Source organism: Mesoflavibacter sp. SCSIO 43206 (assembly GCF_019904215.1).
GTDB classification, from domain to species: Bacteria; Bacteroidota; Bacteroidia; order Flavobacteriales; family Flavobacteriaceae; genus Mesoflavibacter; species Mesoflavibacter zeaxanthinifaciens.
On the sequence record NZ_CP063201.1, the window covers coordinates 1,511,831 to 1,530,246 of the forward strand.

15 protein-coding genes are annotated in these 18,416 nt (G+C 32.9%); 4 read left to right on the plus strand and 11 right to left on the minus strand.

Annotated elements, in window-relative coordinates:
- Positions 1-40: 40 nt before the first annotated feature.
- The 9 genes from asnS to rplM all read right to left on the minus strand — a co-directional run bounded on the left by asnS (position 41) and on the right by rplM (position 9,749).
- The gene (asnS, locus tag INR78_RS07025) at positions 41-1,471 is read right to left on the minus strand and encodes an asparagine--tRNA ligase (protein ID WP_223075964.1); all 1,431 of its coding nucleotides are present in this window, start codon (positions 1,469-1,471) and stop codon (positions 41-43) included.
- Between the two features lie 36 nt (positions 1,472-1,507).
- Positions 1,508-3,916, minus strand: coding sequence for an RND family transporter (locus tag INR78_RS07030; protein ID WP_223075965.1), 2,409 nt, complete (start codon positions 3,914-3,916; stop codon positions 1,508-1,510).
- Positions 3,917-4,060: 144 nt separating this feature from the next.
- Positions 4,061-5,350 carry a DUF5686 family protein gene (locus tag INR78_RS07035; protein ID WP_223075966.1) on the minus strand — a complete coding sequence of 430 codons (1,290 nt, stop codon included), beginning with the start codon at positions 5,348-5,350 and terminating at the stop codon, positions 4,061-4,063.
- A 79-nt stretch (positions 5,351-5,429) separates the two neighbouring features.
- Positions 5,430-5,984, minus strand: coding sequence for a ribosome recycling factor (gene frr / locus INR78_RS07040; RefSeq protein WP_106677414.1), 555 nt, complete (start codon positions 5,982-5,984; stop codon positions 5,430-5,432).
- A 66-nt stretch (positions 5,985-6,050) separates the two neighbouring features.
- The gene (gene pyrH, locus INR78_RS07045; protein WP_223075967.1) at positions 6,051-6,758 is read right to left on the minus strand and encodes a UMP kinase; all 708 of its coding nucleotides are present in this window, start codon (positions 6,756-6,758) and stop codon (positions 6,051-6,053) included.
- Positions 6,759-6,914: 156 nt separating this feature from the next.
- Positions 6,915-7,886 (minus strand): translation elongation factor Ts, encoded by a 972-nt coding sequence (gene tsf / locus INR78_RS07050; protein ID WP_036227106.1) that lies wholly within the window; start codon positions 7,884-7,886, stop codon positions 6,915-6,917.
- Between the two features lie 89 nt (positions 7,887-7,975).
- Complete coding sequence (gene rpsB, locus INR78_RS07055) at positions 7,976-8,746, minus strand: 30S ribosomal protein S2 (RefSeq protein WP_106677418.1); 771 nt, start codon at positions 8,744-8,746, stop codon at positions 7,976-7,978.
- A gap of 161 nt (positions 8,747-8,907) precedes the next feature.
- Complete coding sequence (gene rpsI, locus INR78_RS07060) at positions 8,908-9,294, minus strand: 30S ribosomal protein S9 (protein ID WP_027879478.1); 387 nt, start codon at positions 9,292-9,294, stop codon at positions 8,908-8,910.
- The gene (gene rplM / locus INR78_RS07065; RefSeq protein ID WP_027879477.1) at positions 9,294-9,749 is read right to left on the minus strand and encodes a 50S ribosomal protein L13; all 456 of its coding nucleotides are present in this window, start codon (positions 9,747-9,749) and stop codon (positions 9,294-9,296) included. The genes rpsI and rplM overlap by 1 nt, the downstream gene beginning before the upstream one ends.
- 265 nt (positions 9,750-10,014) lie before the next feature.
- Between rplM and msrB the strand changes: the two genes are divergently transcribed.
- From msrB to INR78_RS07080, 3 genes are all read left to right on the plus strand, one after another.
- A complete protein-coding gene (msrB, locus tag INR78_RS07070; protein WP_223075968.1) occupies positions 10,015-10,464 on the plus strand; it encodes a peptide-methionine (R)-S-oxide reductase MsrB in 450 nt (149 codons plus the stop codon).
- Positions 10,465-10,468: 4 nt separating this feature from the next.
- Positions 10,469-11,008: a peptide-methionine (S)-S-oxide reductase MsrA gene (gene msrA, locus INR78_RS07075; protein WP_223075969.1), complete on the plus strand. Its 540-nt coding sequence runs from the start codon at positions 10,469-10,471 to the stop codon at positions 11,006-11,008.
- 119 nt (positions 11,009-11,127) lie between these two features.
- Positions 11,128-13,077: a YgiQ family radical SAM protein gene (locus tag INR78_RS07080; protein ID WP_223075970.1), complete on the plus strand. Its 1,950-nt coding sequence runs from the start codon at positions 11,128-11,130 to the stop codon at positions 13,075-13,077.
- A gap of 11 nt (positions 13,078-13,088) precedes the next feature.
- Here the strand turns inward: INR78_RS07080 and INR78_RS07085 are convergent, their stop codons facing one another.
- Both INR78_RS07085 and polA read right to left on the minus strand, forming a co-directional pair.
- Positions 13,089-14,045, minus strand: coding sequence for a bile acid:sodium symporter family protein (locus INR78_RS07085; RefSeq protein WP_223075971.1), 957 nt, complete (start codon positions 14,043-14,045; stop codon positions 13,089-13,091).
- A gap of 21 nt (positions 14,046-14,066) precedes the next feature.
- Entirely contained in the window at positions 14,067-16,928 is a 2,862-nt protein-coding gene (polA, locus tag INR78_RS07090) for a DNA polymerase I (RefSeq protein ID WP_223075972.1), read from the minus strand.
- Between the two features lie 208 nt (positions 16,929-17,136).
- Between polA and INR78_RS07095 the strand changes: the two genes are divergently transcribed.
- The gene (locus INR78_RS07095) at positions 17,137-18,363 is read left to right on the plus strand and encodes a metallophosphoesterase (RefSeq protein WP_223075973.1); all 1,227 of its coding nucleotides are present in this window, start codon (positions 17,137-17,139) and stop codon (positions 18,361-18,363) included.
- Positions 18,364-18,416: the final 53 nt, after the last annotated feature.

The following is an 18,416-nucleotide window of genomic DNA, read 5'->3' on the forward strand; positions in this document are numbered from 1 at the left end:
ATCCTACAAGAATTTAAATAGTTGTAGGATTATGATTTATTTAAAACTCTGCGTTTTGAGGTGTTCTTGGATAAGGAATAACGTCTCTAATGTTTGTCATACCTGTTGCAAACATAACTAAACGCTCAAACCCTAAACCAAATCCAGAGTGTACTGCAGTACCATATTTACGTAAGTCTAAGTACCACCATAATTCTTCTTCTGGAATGTCTAAAGCAGCCATTTTTTCTTTTAAAACGTCTAAACGCTCTTCACGTTGTGATCCTCCAACAATCTCTCCAATACCAGGGAATAAAATATCCATTGCTCTTACCGTTTTTCCGTCTTCGTTTAAACGCATGTAAAATGCTTTGATATTTGCTGGATAATCAAATAAAATTACTGGACATTTAAAGTGTTTTTCAACTAAAAAACGTTCGTGCTCAGATTGTAAATCTGCGCCCCATTCTTCTATAATATATTTAAATTTTTTCTTCTTGTTTGGTTTACTGTTACGTAAAATATCTATTGCTTCTGTATAGCTTACGCGCTTAAAGTTGTTTTCTGTTACAAACTTTAATTTTTCTATTAGGCGCATATCGCTACGTTCTGCTTGAGGTTTTGTTTTTTCTTCGTTAAATAAACGGTCGTCTAAAAACTGTAAATCGTCTTGGCAATTTTCTAAAACGTAAGTGATCACACTTTTCATAAAATCTTCTGCCAAATCCATGTTGCCTGCAAGATCCATAAAAGCAACTTCAGGCTCAATCATCCAAAACTCTGCTAAGTGACGTGAGGTGTTAGAGTTTTCGGCTCTAAATGTTGGTCCAAACGTGTACACTTTACCTAAAGACATGGCGTAAGTTTCGGCTTCTAATTGACCAGAAACTGTTAGGTTAGTTTCTTTACCAAAAAAGTCTTCTTTATAATCTACATCTCCGTCTTCTGTTAATGGTGGATTTTTAGGGTCTAATGCGCTTACGCGAAACATTTCTCCTGCACCTTCTGCATCACTTCCTGTAATTATTGGCGTGTGCATGTAGTAAAATCCGTTGTCATTAAAATATTTATGAATAGCAAAAGATAATGCAGACCTTAAACGCATCACTGCACTAAATGTGTTTGTTCTTGTGCGTAAATGTGCATTTTCTCTTAAAAACTCAAACGTGTGTTTTTTAGGTTGAATAGGGTAAGTTTCTGGATCAGAATCTCCTAAAATTTCAATATTAGTTACAGCAATCTCTACTTTTTGGCCTTTACCTTGACTTTCTACTAAATCTCCAGTAATGGCAACAGCAGCACCAGTTGTAATGCGTTTTAAGATGTTTTCATCTGTATTTTCAAAATCAACTACACATTGTATATTATTAATTGTAGACCCGTCGTTTAAAGCTATAAAACGATTTGCTCTAAAGGTACGTACCCAACCTTTTATATGTACTTCTTGAAATTTAGTTTCTTCTAATAATGTAGCGACTGTATATTGATTCATTTTAAAAAATTTTAATTCAAAAATAGAGTTTTTTATTTATTCCTTATCAGAAATAGATGTCTCGTCATTATCTTCTTCAGGAATAATATTTATTGCAGGTTTTTTTAATACTTCTTTATTGGCAATATTTCTTTCTAAAGAAAGTAGTAATGATGGTAACAATAGTAAGTTAGATAGCATAGCAAATAATAGCGTTACGGATACTAAAGCACCAAGTGCAACGGTACCACCAAAACTAGAAATGATAAATACTGAAAATCCGAAAAATAGCACTATAGATGTATAAAACATACTAACGCCAGTTTCGCGTAAAGCGCCATAAACCGATTTTTTAATTTTCCAGTTATTGGCTTGTAACTCTTGTCTGTATTTTGCTAAAAAGTGAATGGTATCGTCTACAGATATACCAAAAGCAATACTAAATACTAAGATTGTAGATGGTTTTATAGGTACACCTAAATAACCCATTAAACCTGCTGTTACTACTAAAGGTAAAAGGTTAGGAATTAACGATACTATAATCATTCTGAAAGAACGGAACATATATGCCATAAATAGTGATATTAATAAAATGGCTAAGCTTAACGAAATAGCTAGATTTTTTACTAAGTATTTTGTCCCTTTTTGAAATACCAACGCTTTACCTGTCATAGTTACATTGTAGCGTTCTTTAGGGAAAGTGTTATCTATTTTTTCTTGTAAATTTTCTTGAATACGCTCCATTCTATCAGTACCAATATCTTTCATAAAGGTGGTAATGCGTGCATATTGACCTGTACTATCTACAAAATTTGAAAGTAAATCTACGTCTGATGACGAATTTTTAGCATAGCTTAAAATAAAGCTGTTTTCTTGACTAGTAGGTAATTGATAGTATTTTGGATTTCCGTTGTAGTATGCTTGTTTTGAGTATTTTACTAAGTCAACAACTGAAATTGGTTTTGATAATTCTGGAGTTTCTACAATAAACTCTTCAATTTTATCCATGCGCTTTAAAGTAGACAACTTCATGACACCTTTTTTACGTTTGGTGTCTACCATAATTTCTAAAGGCATGATGCCATTAAATTCTTCTTCAAAAAAACGAATATCTTTAAAGAATTGCGCTTTTTTTGGCATATCTTCTATTAAACTTCCAGAAATGCGTATTTGATAAATTCCGATGATACACACTACTAACAGAACTAAAGATGTTATGTAAATGGTAATGCGCTTTTCTCTTACCATATGTTCCATCCAATTTACAAAACCACCAATCCAACGTTTGTTTAAATGTTCTAAATGTCTATCTTTTGGATAAGGTAAAAAGGTGTAAATTATAGGAATTATAAGCAAACATAGTATGAAAATAGCAAGTATACTTAACGATGCTACAACACCAAATTCTTTTAATAACGTACTTTCTGTTAAAATAAATGTTGCAAACCCAGATGCAGTGGTAACGTTAGTCATTAACGTGGCGTTACCAACTTTGGTTATAACACGTTGTAAACTTTTTACTTTATTACCATGAGATTTTACCTCGTGTTGGTATTTATTGATTAAGAAAATACAGTTAGGTATACCAATAACAATAATTAATGGCGGTATTAATGCTGTAAGTACTGTAATTTCGTATTTAAGCATTCCTAGAAATCCAAGTGTCCACATGACACCAATACAAACGACTACTAACGAAATTAAAGTAGCTCTAAACGATCTAAAGAATAAAAAGAAAATTAAAGATGTAACAACAAGAGCTGCTATTACAAAAAGATTAATCTCATCAACTATGTTTTGAGCATTTAATGTTCTAATATATGGCATACCAGATACGCGTACTTGCATATCATTTAAGCTTTCAAATTCTTTAATTTTTTCTTCAAGATTATTTAAGACAAAGTCTTTTCTTGCAGGTGTGTTTACAATATCCTTTTTAAGATAAATAGCTGTTCTTACTGTTTTACTTTCTTTATTAAATAAAAAATTGTCGTAAAACGGATATTTATTAAAAAGCTCGTCTTGTAAAGTTTCAATTTGAGCAATAGACTTTATAGAATCTTTTATAAAAGGTTCTAATTTAAATTGCTCTTTATCTGTGTCTTTTACAAGTTTTTGAAGATCTTTTATAGAAATTACAGTTTCTACTTCTGGAGCAGATTTAAAACTTTCAGATAGGTTATTCCATGCATTAAGTTTTTCAACTGTAAAAAGTTTAGGGTCTTTTATACCTAAAACAATCAAATTACCTTCCTCACCAAAGACTTTTAAAAACTCGTTATACTTAATGTTTACTTCGTGGTCGTCTGGTAAAAGGTTAGCTTCTGTATATGTAAAACGCATGTATTTCCATTGCGTACTTAATAGAATGGTAATGACAATAATGCCTAATAGAATACCAATTTTGTTACGCAAAATTTTACGTGCTATAAAATCCCAGAAGTTATTTGAAAAAAGTTTTAACATATTGCTTCAAAAAATCATGCAAAGGTATGTAAAACCAATGTATTTACTAGACAATCAAGGTTAAAAATGTTTTTAATATTGTTTGCTTTATAAATTTTAAAATATTTTAAAAGCTTTACATTGTTTAAAAGTATTCAAATAAGTTTATAGAGTAATATTGAAAGTGAATTTGACAGCAATATTATCTTCTTCTTTTGGTAGGTGATAGGCACCATATCTATAAGTAGCACTTAAGCCAAAACCAAAAAGCAATTTGTTAATTTCAAATCCGGTTTCTGTGTAACCTTTGTCAAGCGTATTAAAATCAAGATTTTGATGCCTGTCAATATTACTCATATTACCTAATGCATATCTAGAAATTAAAACTAATTGTGGCTGATAACGTTCTGTAATTTTAAAAGGAGAAAAATAATGCTTTACAATAAATGTGGTAAACTTATCTGAGAAAAACTCGTTAAAAAACATAGTTTCAAAACTATTTATGCCGGCTACAGAAAAACGTTGCAAAATGGTTTCTTTTCTGATATTATTCGGGTAAGCATGGTATAAATGAGTTAAAGGCGTATCACCATGAGCAAAACCAGCAGTAAATGTTAGTAAGGTATTAGCATTATTCTTATGATTAAACTTTTGAATTGTTCTAAAATCTACTTTAGAAAAGTTAAAATCTGCACCAAAGACGTCTTTAAAACTTTTAGTGTATTGTAAAGTAAATTTAGGGAAACCACTTTTAACCAATGTTTGTTTGTTACCTTTTACATCAAATTTATCAAACGGATTATATTGAAAAGCTATCTTAGCAAGTGATACCTCAAACGCATGGTAGATAGAATTATTAGCAATAAAATTATAACTGTAAGTTGGGCTAATGTTACTTGTTGAAAATTGAGTTTCGGTTAATAATTTAGGTGAAATTTCATGCTCAACAGATAGTTTTGTAGTGATGTGCTTATGAAATAAGTCTATGTTTAATAATCGAGGCTCAAAAAACTGAAAAAAGCGTTTGTCTAAAATAAATTGCGTGCTTCCTGTTTCTTGTAAATCATCAGTATATGAAAGGCTAATCCATGTATTGGTTTTTGGAGCAACTCTAACACCACCACCAATACTATACTTAGATTTTTTATCTACAAAACCGTAAACTAAGTAAGCATTAATTCGATATTTATCTGAAAACTCATTACTTGTCTGTCCGCCAAGTCCAGATCTTAAACCTTCGTATTGGTTAAACTTGACTAAGTATCTTAAATCAATATCTAGAAATTTGGTCGGAAAAAAACCATTACCTAAACGGTTTAAAAAGTTGGCTTTTTTAATTGAATCATTAACCGCAGCTGTACTATCTTTTGGTGTTTGAGAAAATACAAAAGTGACACTAAACAAAAATATTGTAGTGCATAAAAATAGAGTAGAAGTGTATTTGTGTTTTAACATTCAAACTAAAAACGATCCAAAATAAAATATATTAAAAAAGAAGAAATAAAAAAAGCGACTATTAAAGTCGCTTAAATTATTAAACGGTCATAATTTCTTTTTCCTTAATCGCTAAAATTTCGTCAATTTTTTTAACGTATTTATCGGTAAGATCTTGTACGTCAGCCTCAGCATTTTTTTGTACATCTTCAGAAGCATCATCTGTTTTTTTAATGTCGTTATTAGCTTCTTTTCTTGCGTTTCTTACTCCAATTTTAGCGTCTTCTGCTTCAGCTTTTGCTTGTTTTGCTAAATCACGTCTGCGTTCTTCAGTTAATGGTGGTACATTAATAATTATAAAATCACCATTATTCATTGGGTTAAAACCAAGGTTAGCATTCATAATTGCTTTTTCAATTTCTTGAAGCATATTTTTTTCCCAAGGTTGAACACTAATGGTTCTTCCATCAGGAGTGTTTACGTTTGCAACTTGACTTAATGGTGTTTGAGATCCATAATAATCAACCATTACACTACCTAACATTGCAGGACTAGCTTTACCTGCGCGAATGTTTAAAAATTGTTTTTCTAAGTGTTTTACTGCTTTATCCATTGCTTCTTTAGCAGTATCTATAATAAATGTAATTTCTTCCATAGTATGTATTTATTATCGAAGCTCTTTCAATAATTGAGCCAATTTTTTAAAATTGAAATATAAAACTTATAAATTAACCTCTGTTCCAATGTTTTCACCAGAAACTACTTTTAGTAAATTACCTCTTTTGTTCATATCAAAAACTATGATTGGTAATTTGTTTTCTTGGCTTAAAGTAAACGCTGTAGTATCCATTACTTTTAAACCTTGTCTAATGACATCATCAAAAGTGATATGGTCAAATTTTATTGCAGATTTATCTTTTTCTGGGTCTGTATTATAAATTCCGTCTACTCTTGTTCCTTTTAAAATGACATCTGCTTCAATTTCGATTGCTCTTAAAACTGCTGCAGAATCTGTTGTAAAGTATGGGTTACCAGTTCCTCCACCAAAAATAACAACACGTCCTTTTCTTAAGTGGCTTAAAGCTTTTCTTCTAATAAAAGGCTCGGCAACTTCATTAATTTTGATGGCTGTTTGAAGTCTAGTTTTTACATCGGCGTCTTCTAAAGCGCTTTGTAAAGCTAAACCGTTTATCACTGTGGCAAGCATACCCATATGGTCACCTTGTACACGATCCATACCGTTACTTGCTCCTGCAACACCTCTAAAGATATTACCGCCACCAATAACTATGGCAACTTCAACGCCTTTATCGGTAAGTTGTTTGATGTCTTCTGCATATTCTGCTAATCGTTCTGGATCTATACCATATTGGCGCTTACCCATAAGGGCTTCACCAGATAGTTTTAGTAAAATTCGGTTGTATTTCATTTTAATTTTGAAAGTTTAGCAAAGCTACATAATTTTTTGAAATCAAATTATTAAAATTTTTGTTTTGTCTTTTTGACTTCAAGGCATTAAAAAAAAGCCATTACTAAGTTGTAATGGCTTTTTATATTTATGTTTTATTGTGTTTACAATAAAAGACTATCCTACGCTTACACGCTTAAATCCTGTGATTTCAACATCACCATAAGATTTTACGTATTCTGCAACAGTCATTTTTTCGTCTTTGATAAACTTTTGATCTAATAAACATTGTTCTTGATCTAAAGTTGTGTTATCAGAGATAAAACGTTCCATTTTACCTGGTAAGATTTTGTCCCAGATCTGTTCTGGCTTACCTTCAGCTTTTAATTGCGCTTTAGCATCTTCTTCAGCTTGAGCTAAAACTTCTGGAGTTAATTGTGACATTGAAATGTATTGTGGTACATTTTTTAATGTTTTTCCTAAACGTTCTAACTCTTCGTTTTCTTTTTCAATTGCAGCAATTCTTGCTTCAGTTTCGCTAGCTACGTATGCTGGATCAAAATCTTTGTATGATAAGATTGATGCACCCATAGATGCAATTTGCATAGCAACGTCTTTTGCTAAAGTTTCTACGTTATCTACAGCAGCAGAAAAACCAACGATAGCAGCAATCTTGTTAATATGTACGTAAGAACCAACGTAAGGTGCGTTTACTTTTTCAAAAGCATTGATGTCTAATTTTTCACCAATAACACCAGTTTGTTCTACTAATTTTTCTGATACTGAAATACCATTAAAGTCAGAAGCTAAAAATTCTTCTTTGTTATCAAAGTTGATAGCATTATCTGCCATTTCGTTAGCTAAAGCAACAAAAGATTCGTTTTTACCAACAAAGTCAGTTTCGCAACCTAATACAATAGCAACACCAGTTGTGTTATCATCGTTTACTTTAGCGATAGCAGCACCTTCAGAAGAGTCACGATCTGCTCTTTTTTCAGCAACTTTTTGACCTTTTTTACGTAAAACGTCAATTGCTTGATCAAAGTCTCCACCAGCTTCTACTAATGCTTTTTTACAGTCCATCATACCTGCACCAGTAGCTTTTCTTAGCTTGTTTACTTCTGCTGCAGAAATTTTTACTTCACTCATAATAAGTTATAATTTAAAAAAAAGTCGTTCAATTAATTTTCAGTAAAGAAAAGAACTAAACGACTTATTCATGTTTGAAAATTGTTAATTTATTCTTCTTCCTCTTTTGAAGCTTTTGCTTTTTTAGGAGCCGATTTTTTGTCTGCTTTTGCAGCGTCTTTCTCAGCTTTTTCTGCTTTACGCTCGTTAAGACCAGCTGTAATAGCTTCTGTAACGTGCGTTAAGATTTTATCAATAGATTTAGAAGCATCATCGTTTGCTGGTATTACGTAGTCTACCTCACGTGGATCAGAGTTAGTATCTACCATAGCAAAGATAGGAATGTTTAATTTTTGTGCTTCTTTAATTGCAATGTGCTCACGCTTAATATCTACAACAAATAAAGCTCCTGGTAAACGTGTCATATCAACGATAGATCCTAAGTTTTTCTCTAACTTAGCTCTTAAACGGTCAACTTGTAAACGCTCTTTTTTAGATAACGTATTAAATGTTCCGTCTTTCTTCATTCTATCAATAGTAGCCATTTTTTTAATCGCTTTTCTGATAGTAACAAAGTTTGTTAACATTCCACCAGGCCATCTCTCAGTAATGTAAGGCATGTTAATACTAGCCGCTTTTTCTGATACGATGTCTTTAGCTTGTTTTTTTGTAGCAACAAATAAAATTTTACGACCAGATGCTGCGATTTTTGCTAACGCTGCACCAGCTTCGTCTATTTTAGCTGCTGTTTTGTATAAGTTTATGATATGGATGCCATTACGCTCCATGTATACGTAAGGAGCCATGTTTGGGTCCCACTTACGTGTAAGGTGTCCAAAGTGTACACCTGCTTCAAGTAATTCTTTTACTTCTACTGCCATTTTGTAATAGTTTACGTTCTGTTGAATTAGCAATAATTAAGTGGTCATTAAAATAAATTCGCCTTAATTATTTAGATGCTAAACTATACTTGCCTTTTGGGCTAAGTACAACAATAACTAGTTTAATTTTTTGTTTTGTGCTAAAAATTTTAGCAATAATATTAACGTTTAGAGAACTGGAATTTCTTACGAGCTTTCTTCTGACCGAATTTTTTACGCTCTACCATTCTTGGGTCTCTTGTTAATAATCCTTCAGGTTTAAGAATACCTCTGTTTTCAGCATCTAATTCGCACATTGCACGAGAGATTGCTAAACGTACAGCTTCTGCTTGTCCTGTAATACCACCTCCAAATACATTTACTCTAATATCAAAGTCACCTTCGTTTTCTGTTAACATTAAAGGTTGTTTTACTTTGTACTGTAATGTACCTGTAGTGAAGTAGTCATTTAAATCTTTTTTGTTAATCGTGATGTTTCCTTCTCCTTTAGATAAGTATACACGAGCAACTGCGGTCTTACGACGACCAATTTTGTGAATTACTTCCATTACTTGAATTCGTTTAAGTTAATTGTTTTTGGTTTTTGAGCTTCGTGAGCGTGCTCTGTACCAACCACAACAGTTAAATTACGGAATAAGTCTGCTCCTAATTTGTTTTTAGGTAACATCCCTTTTACTGATTTCTCTACTAATCTTGCTGGATCTTTTCCAAACATTTCAGTAGCAGTTAAACTTCTTTGACCACCTGGGTAACCTGTGTGACGTAAGTAAGTCTTATCGTTCCACTTGTTTCCTGTTAAGTTGATTTTTTCTGCATTAACAACAATTACATTGTCTCCGCAATCAACATGTGGTGTAAAGCTAGGCTTGTGTTTTCCTCTTAAAAGTTTTGCAACTTTAGAAGCTAAACGACCTAATGTCTGACCTTCAGCATCTACTAAAACCCACTGCTTATCTACAGTAGCTTTATTTGCTGAAATCGTTTTGTAGCTTAATGTGTCCACGTTATTAATTATTTTTTATTAAACATTCCTCTCTCAAAAAGAGTTTGCAAATTTACGATTATATATTTGATTACCAAATAGTGGGCTTACTTTTATTTGATAACTCTGTTGATATCTTTTTTTTAGTTCTTTTTTCAAGTAAAAAAACAACTAACATTTTAATTATAAGAAGTTAAGAATATATTATTTTAGTGTTTTATTTAAGTTGAAAGGATAGCTTTATTAACACGACTTAATGTATAACATTTAATAGGAAAAGAAAACAATGCTAACTTGGAAAGATATTATAAGTTTTACTGTAAACGGAAATCCAACTCCAGATACACGTGTTGAGAAATCCGATGAGCAATGGAAAGCACAATTAACACCAGATCAATATAGGATTACAAGATTAAAAGGAACTGAAGCGCCACATAGTGGTGCATTATGTAGTGCTTTTGAAGCAGGACAATATAATTGTGTATGTTGTGATTCGCCTTTATTTGATTCTACAATTAAATTTAGCTCAGGTTCAGGTTGGCCTAGTTTTACGCAGCCAATCCAAACTAATGCAGTCAAATATGAAAAAGATTCGTCTTTTGGGATGATTCGTGTAGAAATTATGTGTAATACTTGCGATGCACATTTAGGACATGTTTTTCCAGATGGTCCAGAACCAAGTGGTTTGCGTTATTGTGTAAATTCAGAATCTTTAATTCTTAATAAAGAAGGGTAATTTAATGACAATAAAAAAGTTAGAAGTCGCTACCGTTGGTGGTGGATGTTTTTGGTGTACAGAAGCTGTGTTTAATCATGTAAAAGGTGTAGAAGAAGTAATTTCTGGTTACACAGGTGGTAATGCGCCAGGCAAACCAACTTATCGAGAGATTTGTTCTGGGTTAACAGGTCATGCCGAAGTAGTTAAAGTAACTTTTGATGCTAATATTATTAGTTATAAAGAAATTCTTGAAATCTTTATGACAACACACGATCCTACAACTTTAAATAGACAAGGTGCAGATGTTGGGACGCAATATCGATCTGTGATATACTATTATAATGATACACAAAAGGAAATTGCTAATCGTGTTTTAGAAGAATTAAATCTTTTATATAACAATCAAATAGTTACAGAAGTTAGTCCAATGGGTATTTTTTATGAAGCTGAAAAAGAACACCAAGAATTTTATCAAAATAATCCAGATTATGGGTATTGCACCTATGTCATAGATCCAAAACTGAATAAGCTAAGGCAATTACATACAGACAAATTAAGATAAAAATTGGTAACTATCTCATAATGAGTTGTTGTGTTGTTTGGTGAGTATGGGTAACCATAACTAATAATTCCTTTTAAAAAATCTATTATAGTATAATTTTTGATTAATTTTGCAGCGTTATGCAAGAAGAATTAAGACTTTCTAGTTGGTTACCTACCACAAATAAAGAGGTGAAAATTCGCGGATGGGAATATCTGGATGTAATTCTATTTAGCGGCGATGCTTATGTAGATCATCCCACGTTTGGTCCAGCAGTAATTGGACGTTTGCTAGAAAGTATGGGTTTACGAGTGGCTATAGTACCACAACCTAATGTTAACGATAATCTTCAGGATTTTGTTAAGTTAGGTAAACCACGTTTATTTTTCGGTGTTACAGGTGGTTGTATGGATCCTATGATTAGCAACTACAACGCCAACAAAAAGCGTCGTGATAAAGATGCCTACACGCCAAATGGCGAAATAGGTTTTAGACCAGATTATGCATCTACCGTTTACAGTAAAATTTTAAAAGAAAAATGGCCAGATACACCAGTTTTAATTGGTGGTATTGAAGGTTCATTACGTCGTGTAACCCATTACGATTATTGGAGTGACCAATTAATGCCAACCATTTTAGAAACCTCTAAAGCAGATATGTTGGTGTACGGAATGGGCGAACAGCCCTTACGTGAAATTGTGCGTCTGTTAGAACGTGGTGTACCTTTCAATAGCATTAATACAGTTAACCAAACTGCAATTCTTATTAATGATGAAAACGATATCCCAAAAAACAAGAATTGGGAAGATGTTGAAATCGCCTCACACGAAACCTGTTTAAAAGACAAAAAGGCTTACGCGTCCAACTTTAAGATTATAGAACAAGAATCAAATAAGTTAGCTGCAAGACGTATTTTTCAAAAGGTAGGTAATAAGATATTGATGATAAATCCGCCTTATCCTACAATGACGGAAGCCGAAATTGATGCCTCTTTCGATTTGCCTTACACGCGTTTACCGCATCCAAAATACAATAAGCGTGGACCAATTCCTGCTTACGAGATGATAAAGACCTCTATAAATATTCACCGAGGATGTTTTGGTGGATGCAGTTTTTGTACCATTTCGGCACATCAAGGAAAATTTATAGCGAGTCGTAGTAAAGAGTCTATTTTAAGAGAAGTTGATAAAGTGGCGAATATGCCAGACTTTAAAGGCTATTTATCTGATATTGGTGGACCAAGCGCGAATATGTATCAAATGAAAGGTAAAGTACAATCTATTTGCGATAAATGTGTCGCGCCAAGTTGTATTTCGCCAGTAATTTGTAGCAATTTAGATACGTCTCACAAACCATTAACCGAATTATATCAAGCGGTTGATAGTCATCCGAAGGTTAAGAAGTCGTTTATAGGTTCTGGAATTAGACACGATATGTTGGTGCCAGAATTCAATAAAAATGCAGATCCAAAAGAGTTAGACGATTATACCGAAGAAGTGATGACCAAGCACGTTTCTGGACGACTAAAAGTAGCGCCTGAACATACTAGTGATCCTGTATTGAAACTGATGCGAAAACCATCATTTAGTTACTTCCATAAGTTTAAGGAGCGTTTCGATAAAATCAATATCAAGAATAAACTGAACTTACAGTTAATTCCGTATTTCATCTCAAATCATCCTGCCTGCGAAGTTGAAGATATGGCAAATCTTGCTGCCGAAACTAAAGATATGGGCTTTCAGCTTGAGCAAGTACAAGGGTTTACGCCAACACCAATGACAGTTGCAACGGTGATTTATTACAGTGGTTATCATCCGTATACACTTAAAAAAGTAAATACGCCAAAAACCAGAAAAGAAAAAGACGAACAACACCGTTTTTTCTTTTGGTATAAAGATGAAAATAAAGCTTGGATTAAAAACACGCTTAATAAACTTGGTCGTCAAGATTTACTTGATGTTTTACTGCCTAAAAAAGATGAAAAATGGCGTAAAAATAAACCTGGTAAAACTAAAAACACCTTTAACGATGCTGTACCTTTTAACCAGCGAAAAAATAAGGTGAAGTATAAGAAGAAAAAGCGAAAGTAATTTTTTTGCTTTTATAAATCCCTTCTTCCATGCTTAGCAGCAATCACACTAATCGCTACAATTTGAAACGCGTGAAACATCATAATCGGCAGTAAAATAATGCCTAAAAATGAAGCGTTTTGAAATAGTATTTTAGAAAATACTGTACCGTGTACTAAAGACTTTTTAGTGCCACAAAATTGTGCTGTAATTCGGTCTTCAATAGAAAAATGAAACCGTTTTGCAATAAATCCTATAAAGAAATATACTATCCAAAAGATTAAGATGGCAACAGCTAAAACTGCTAGTAATTTTAATGGACTTAAATTTTCGAAAATGCGATCTAAAAAGGATTTAGAAAAGCTCTTGTAGATAATCAACAAAATCACACTTTTATCAAATAGCGTAATTTTTTTACTGTGTTTTAACGCAAAAGCACCTAAAAAGCGTCGTAACAATAAACCTAAAATAACTGGTGCTAAAATTTCTAACAATAACTTTTGATAGACTTCGATTAAGCTATAATCTGTTCCGGTAGACGTCATAAAAAGACCAATCCATAACGGTGTAAGTATCACGCCAATTAATCCCGAAATACTCGCATTAAATATAGCTGCAGGAATATTTCCTTTAGCAATAGATACCATAACTACAGACGAAGACACTGTTGAAGGCAATGCTGCTAAAAACATAAAAGCTAGCCAAAGTGCTTTGTTATCTTCAGTAATTAAAGGGTATGCAGATAATACAATTAAAGGAAAAACAATAAATGTTGTCGCTTGTATTAAGACGTGTAGTTTCCAGTTTTTTAAGCCAATTTTAATTTGCTGCGGACTTAATTTTAGTCCGTAGAAAAAGAAAATAAGCGATATACCAATACTACTCAAAGTGTTTAAAACTTGAGCACTTTCATCTTTACCCAAATCAGGATAAATGTATGCCGCTATCACGGTAATTATAATAGCAATGACGAATTTGTCTATTTTCAAAATTCGATAGAGATTTTAAATTTAATGCGCTTCTAACCAGTTATCACCAAGACCAATTTCAACATCTAATGGTACCGATAATGTAAAGGCATTTTCCATTTCAGTTTTTATGAGTTTTGAAATTTCATCAAGTTCTGGTTTATAGACATCAAATACCAATTCATCATGAACTTGCAATAGCATTTTGGTTTTGTAATCACCAGCTTCTAATTTCTCATAAATATTAATCATCGCCAGTTTGATGATGTCTGCAGCACTACCTTGAATTGGTGCATTTACCGCATTTCGCTCTGCTGCACCACGTACCACAGCATTTCTGGAATTGATATCTTTTAAATATCTGCGTCTGCCTAAAACCGTTTGCACATAACCATGGTCGCGAGCAAAATCGACTTGTTTGCTAATGTAGTTTTTCAGTTTTGGATAGGTTTCATAATAGGTGTCTATTAGTTCTTTGGCTTCGCTACGTGATAAATCGGTTTGGTTACTTAAACCGAATGCCGATACACCATAAATAATTCCAAAATTTACTGTTTTTGCATTGCTACGTTGTTCTCTAGTCACGTCTTCAATAGCAACATTAAATACTTTTGAAGCAGTTGATGCGTGAATGTCTTCACCATGTTTAAAGGCTTCAATCATGGTTTCTTCTTCGCTTAACGCTGCGATAATACGTAATTCAATTTGAGAATAATCGGCAGCTAATAACGTGTAATCTTCGCTACGAGGTACGAACGCTTTTCGTACTTGTCTTCCACGTTCTGTACGAATAGGAATGTTCTGTAAATTAGGATTATTACTACTTAAACGACCAGTTGCTGCAACGGTTTGCATATAATCGGTATGTACGCGACCTGTAGCTTCTTCAACTTGAAGCGGTAACGCATCTACGTAGGTGCTTTTTAGTTTAGATAAACCTCTAAATTCTAGAATATTTTGGATGATTTCATGATCTTTTGCTAAGTAGCTTAACACATCTTCTGCGGTAGAATATTGCCCAGTTTTAGTCTTTTTTGGCTTGTCTACTAATTTCATTTTTTCAAATAAAATAACACCTAATTGCTTTGGTGATGCAATGTTGAATTCTTCGCCAGCAGCTTCGTAAATGTTTTTTTCTAAATTGGCAATATCTGTATTTAATTGCTCTGATAAACTATTTAAAAAGTCTTTGTCTAGGTTAATGCCTTCTAATTCCATAGCAGCTAAAACGCGTAGTAACGGAATTTCTATCTCATCAAACAATTTTTGTGTGTTGGCTTCGCCTAACTCTTTTTCAAAATGTTCTTTAAGTTGAAGTGTGATATCAGCATCTTCTACAGCATATTCGGTTTGTTTTTCTAAAGGCACATCGCGCATTGATAATTGGTTTTTACCTTTTTTACCAATCAAGGTTTCAATGGAAATAGGCGAGTAGTTTAAATACGTTTCTGAAAGCACATCCATGTTGTGACGCATGTCTGGATTAATTAAATAGTGCGCTAACATGGTATCGAATAAAGGTCCTTTGACTTCAATATTATATTTAGCTAAAACCTTGATGTCGTATTTTAAATTCTGACCAATTTTCTGAATGTTTTCAGCTTCAAAAAACGGACGTAATTCTTCAATTAATTCTTGTGCTTCATCTTTGTTTTCAGGAAAAGGCAGATAGAATCCTTTGCCAGTTTCCCAAGAAAATGCAATACCAACCAATTCTGCAGTTAACGGATTTAAGCCTGTAGTTTCGGTATCAAAACACACCGAAGTTTGATTAAGCAGGTTTTTTACAAAAAGTTTTGTTGCCATTCCGCTTGCAACACTTTGGTAAAAGTGACTTGTGTTTTCGGCTGTATTTCTTGTGAAAGATGTGTTTGTGTCGGTTTGCGAATCATCATCTCCGCCGCCAAATAAAGAGAATTGTCCTGCACCAGCAGATGCGTTTTCTTTTGTTTTTTGAGACTTCTCGACTGCGCTCGAAGTGACATTTTGATTAGTTGTTGTAGTTGAATTATCGCTTTCAGAAGTAAACGTTTTAATGAAATTGTCTGTAAGACGTCTAAATTCTAATTCTTGAAAAATTTCTTTTACTTTTTCAATATCTGGATGATCTAACTCGAAATCTTTAGCATTGAATTCCACAGGGACATCAAGCATGATTCGCGCTAATTCTTTTGAAAGCCTTCCTAATTCGGCATTAGCTTCAACTTTTTCTTTCATCTTACCTTTTAGCTGGTCTGTGTTAGCTAAAAGACCTTCCATACTACCAAATTGTTTGATGAATTTTTTAGCAGTTTTCTCGCCAACGCCAGGTAAGCCAGGAATATTATCACTAGAGTCGCCCATCATTCCTAAAAAGTCAATGACTTGTTCTGGTCTTTCGACTTCAAATTTTTTCTGAACTTCTGGAATTCCCCAAGTTTCATATCCGCCACCAAATGATTTTGGGCGATACATAAAAATGTTTTCGGTAACTAATTGTGCAAAATCTTTATCTGGCGTGACCATATAGGTTTTGTAACCTTCTTTTTCCGCTTGACGGGAAAGTGTCCCAATAACATCATCTGCCTCAAAACCTTCCTTTACCATAATTGGAATATGCATAGCTTCCAAAATGTTACAAATATGAGGAATTGCAGTGCGAATGCCTTCTGGTGTCTCATCACGGTTGGCTTTATAGTCTTCGTACATTTCTACACGATCTACACTTCCGCCTTTATCAAAACATACCGCTAAATGGTCCGGTCTTTCGCGTTTGATAACATCTAAAAGTGAGTTCATAAAACCCATAATTGCTGAAGTATCTTCACCTTTAGAGTTAATTCTTGGGTTTTTTATGAATGCATAATATCCACGAAAAATAAGCGCGTAAGCATCGACTAAAAAGAGGCGTTTTTGTTCTGACATGTTTTGAATTTTAATCTTATAAAAAGTTCTTGACTGTGCTCGAACAGACAAGAACATCAAAATTACGAAACTTAACTCAGCTTTACTTAGATTTTTTAAAACCTTATTAGCAATAATTTGATTTTTGACTAATGTAATTAATGTTAATCTTCCCTTAAATTAAAGTAGATATGATTTTTAAGACTGTAATTTTGTTAAAATTATAGATATGTTACGCTGGATTATAATAATAGTTTTATACGGAATTTTTAATTTTTATGCTTTTCAATCGGTAAAGACTTTAACAAGTAAAAAATGGATTTATTTCTTGTTTTTTGCGCTTACAATAATGGTATTAGTAAACTTAGTTTACCAGTTTATAATACCAACTCAAGGTCGTGTACTTACACCAGCTAAGAGTTATGCTTTAGGTTTTTTTCTAACTGTTATTGCTTTAAAAGTAGTACTGATTTCTTTTTTATTTACAGAAGATGTAATCCGTATTTTATACGGAGCATATCAAAAAGTGTTTGGAGATAAAGAAACCTTTTATTTGCCTTCTAGAAGGAAATTTATAAGCCAAATAGCTTTAGGTATTGCAGCAATACCATTTGCATCCATGCTTTATGGAATTTATAAAGGAAGATATAATTACAAAGTGTTAACTTATACTTTAGAATATCCAGATTTACCAGAAGCTTTTGATGGTTATCAAATCACACAAATTAGTGATGTACATTCTGGAAGCTTTGATAATAAAGAAAAAATAGAATATGCAATAGATTTAATTAATAAACAGCAATCTGATGTGATATTATTTACTGGAGACTTGGTTAATAATGAGGCTTCTGAGATGGAACAATGGAAAGGCACTTTTTCAAAATTATCAGCAAAAGATGGTGTGTTTTCAGTTTTAGGAAATCATGATTATGGAGATTATATGAACTGGCCAAACGAAACTGCTAAGCAAGAAAACTTAGAGTATCTTTTTGAAATTCAAAAAGAAATGGGTTTTGATTTGTTGAAAAATGAAAATAGATTTTTAGAACGAAATGGAGAAAGAATAGCTTTGATAGGTGTTGAAAATTGGGGAGCAGGTTTTAAACAAGTTGGAGATTTAGATAAAGCTTCTGAAGGCGTAAATCAAGATGATTTTAAAATTTTAATGTCTCATGACCCAACACACTGGGAAAAAGTTGCTGTCACCCATCCTTTACACTATCATTTAACATTAAGTGGTCATACACATGGTATGCAGTTTGGAATAGAAATACCAGGTTGGATAAAATGGAGCCCAGCAAAATGGCGTTATAAATATTGGGCTGGTTTATATGAACAAAACAAACAAATAATAAACGTAAATAGAGGATTTGGTTACTTGGCTTTTCCTGGTCGAGTAGGTATTTGGCCAGAAATAACGGTTATTAAGCTTAAAAAAGGACCTCAAGAGGCTTAAATTAAACTAAATGTTTTATTTTTAAAGATACGTTAATACAAAAGCTTTAATCA

Coding starts and splice junctions, on each gene's coding strand:
- msrB (WP_223075968.1), top strand. CDS start 10,015: ATGCTAACTTGGAAAGATATTATAAGTTTTACTGTAAACGGAAATCCA.
- pyrH (WP_223075967.1), bottom strand. CDS start 6,758: ATGAAATACAACCGAATTTTACTAAAACTATCTGGTGAAGCCCTTATG.
- rpsB (WP_106677418.1), bottom strand. CDS start 8,746: ATGGCAGTAGAAGTAAAAGAATTACTTGAAGCAGGTGTACACTTTGGA.
- msrA (WP_223075969.1), top strand. CDS start 10,469: ATGACAATAAAAAAGTTAGAAGTCGCTACCGTTGGTGGTGGATGTTTT.
- asnS (WP_223075964.1), bottom strand. CDS start 1,471: ATGAATCAATATACAGTCGCTACATTATTAGAAGAAACTAAATTTCAA.
- INR78_RS07095 (WP_223075973.1), top strand. CDS start 17,137: ATGTTACGCTGGATTATAATAATAGTTTTATACGGAATTTTTAATTTT.
- polA (WP_223075972.1), bottom strand. CDS start 16,928: ATGTCAGAACAAAAACGCCTCTTTTTAGTCGATGCTTACGCGCTTATT.
- INR78_RS07080 (WP_223075970.1), top strand. CDS start 11,128: ATGCAAGAAGAATTAAGACTTTCTAGTTGGTTACCTACCACAAATAAA.
- tsf (WP_036227106.1), bottom strand. CDS start 7,886: ATGAGTGAAGTAAAAATTTCTGCAGCAGAAGTAAACAAGCTAAGAAAA.
- rpsI (WP_027879478.1), bottom strand. CDS start 9,294: ATGGAAGTAATTCACAAAATTGGTCGTCGTAAGACCGCAGTTGCTCGT.
- frr (WP_106677414.1), bottom strand. CDS start 5,984: ATGGAAGAAATTACATTTATTATAGATACTGCTAAAGAAGCAATGGAT.
- INR78_RS07035 (WP_223075966.1), bottom strand. CDS start 5,350: ATGTTAAAACACAAATACACTTCTACTCTATTTTTATGCACTACAATA.
- INR78_RS07030 (WP_223075965.1), bottom strand. CDS start 3,916: ATGTTAAAACTTTTTTCAAATAACTTCTGGGATTTTATAGCACGTAAA.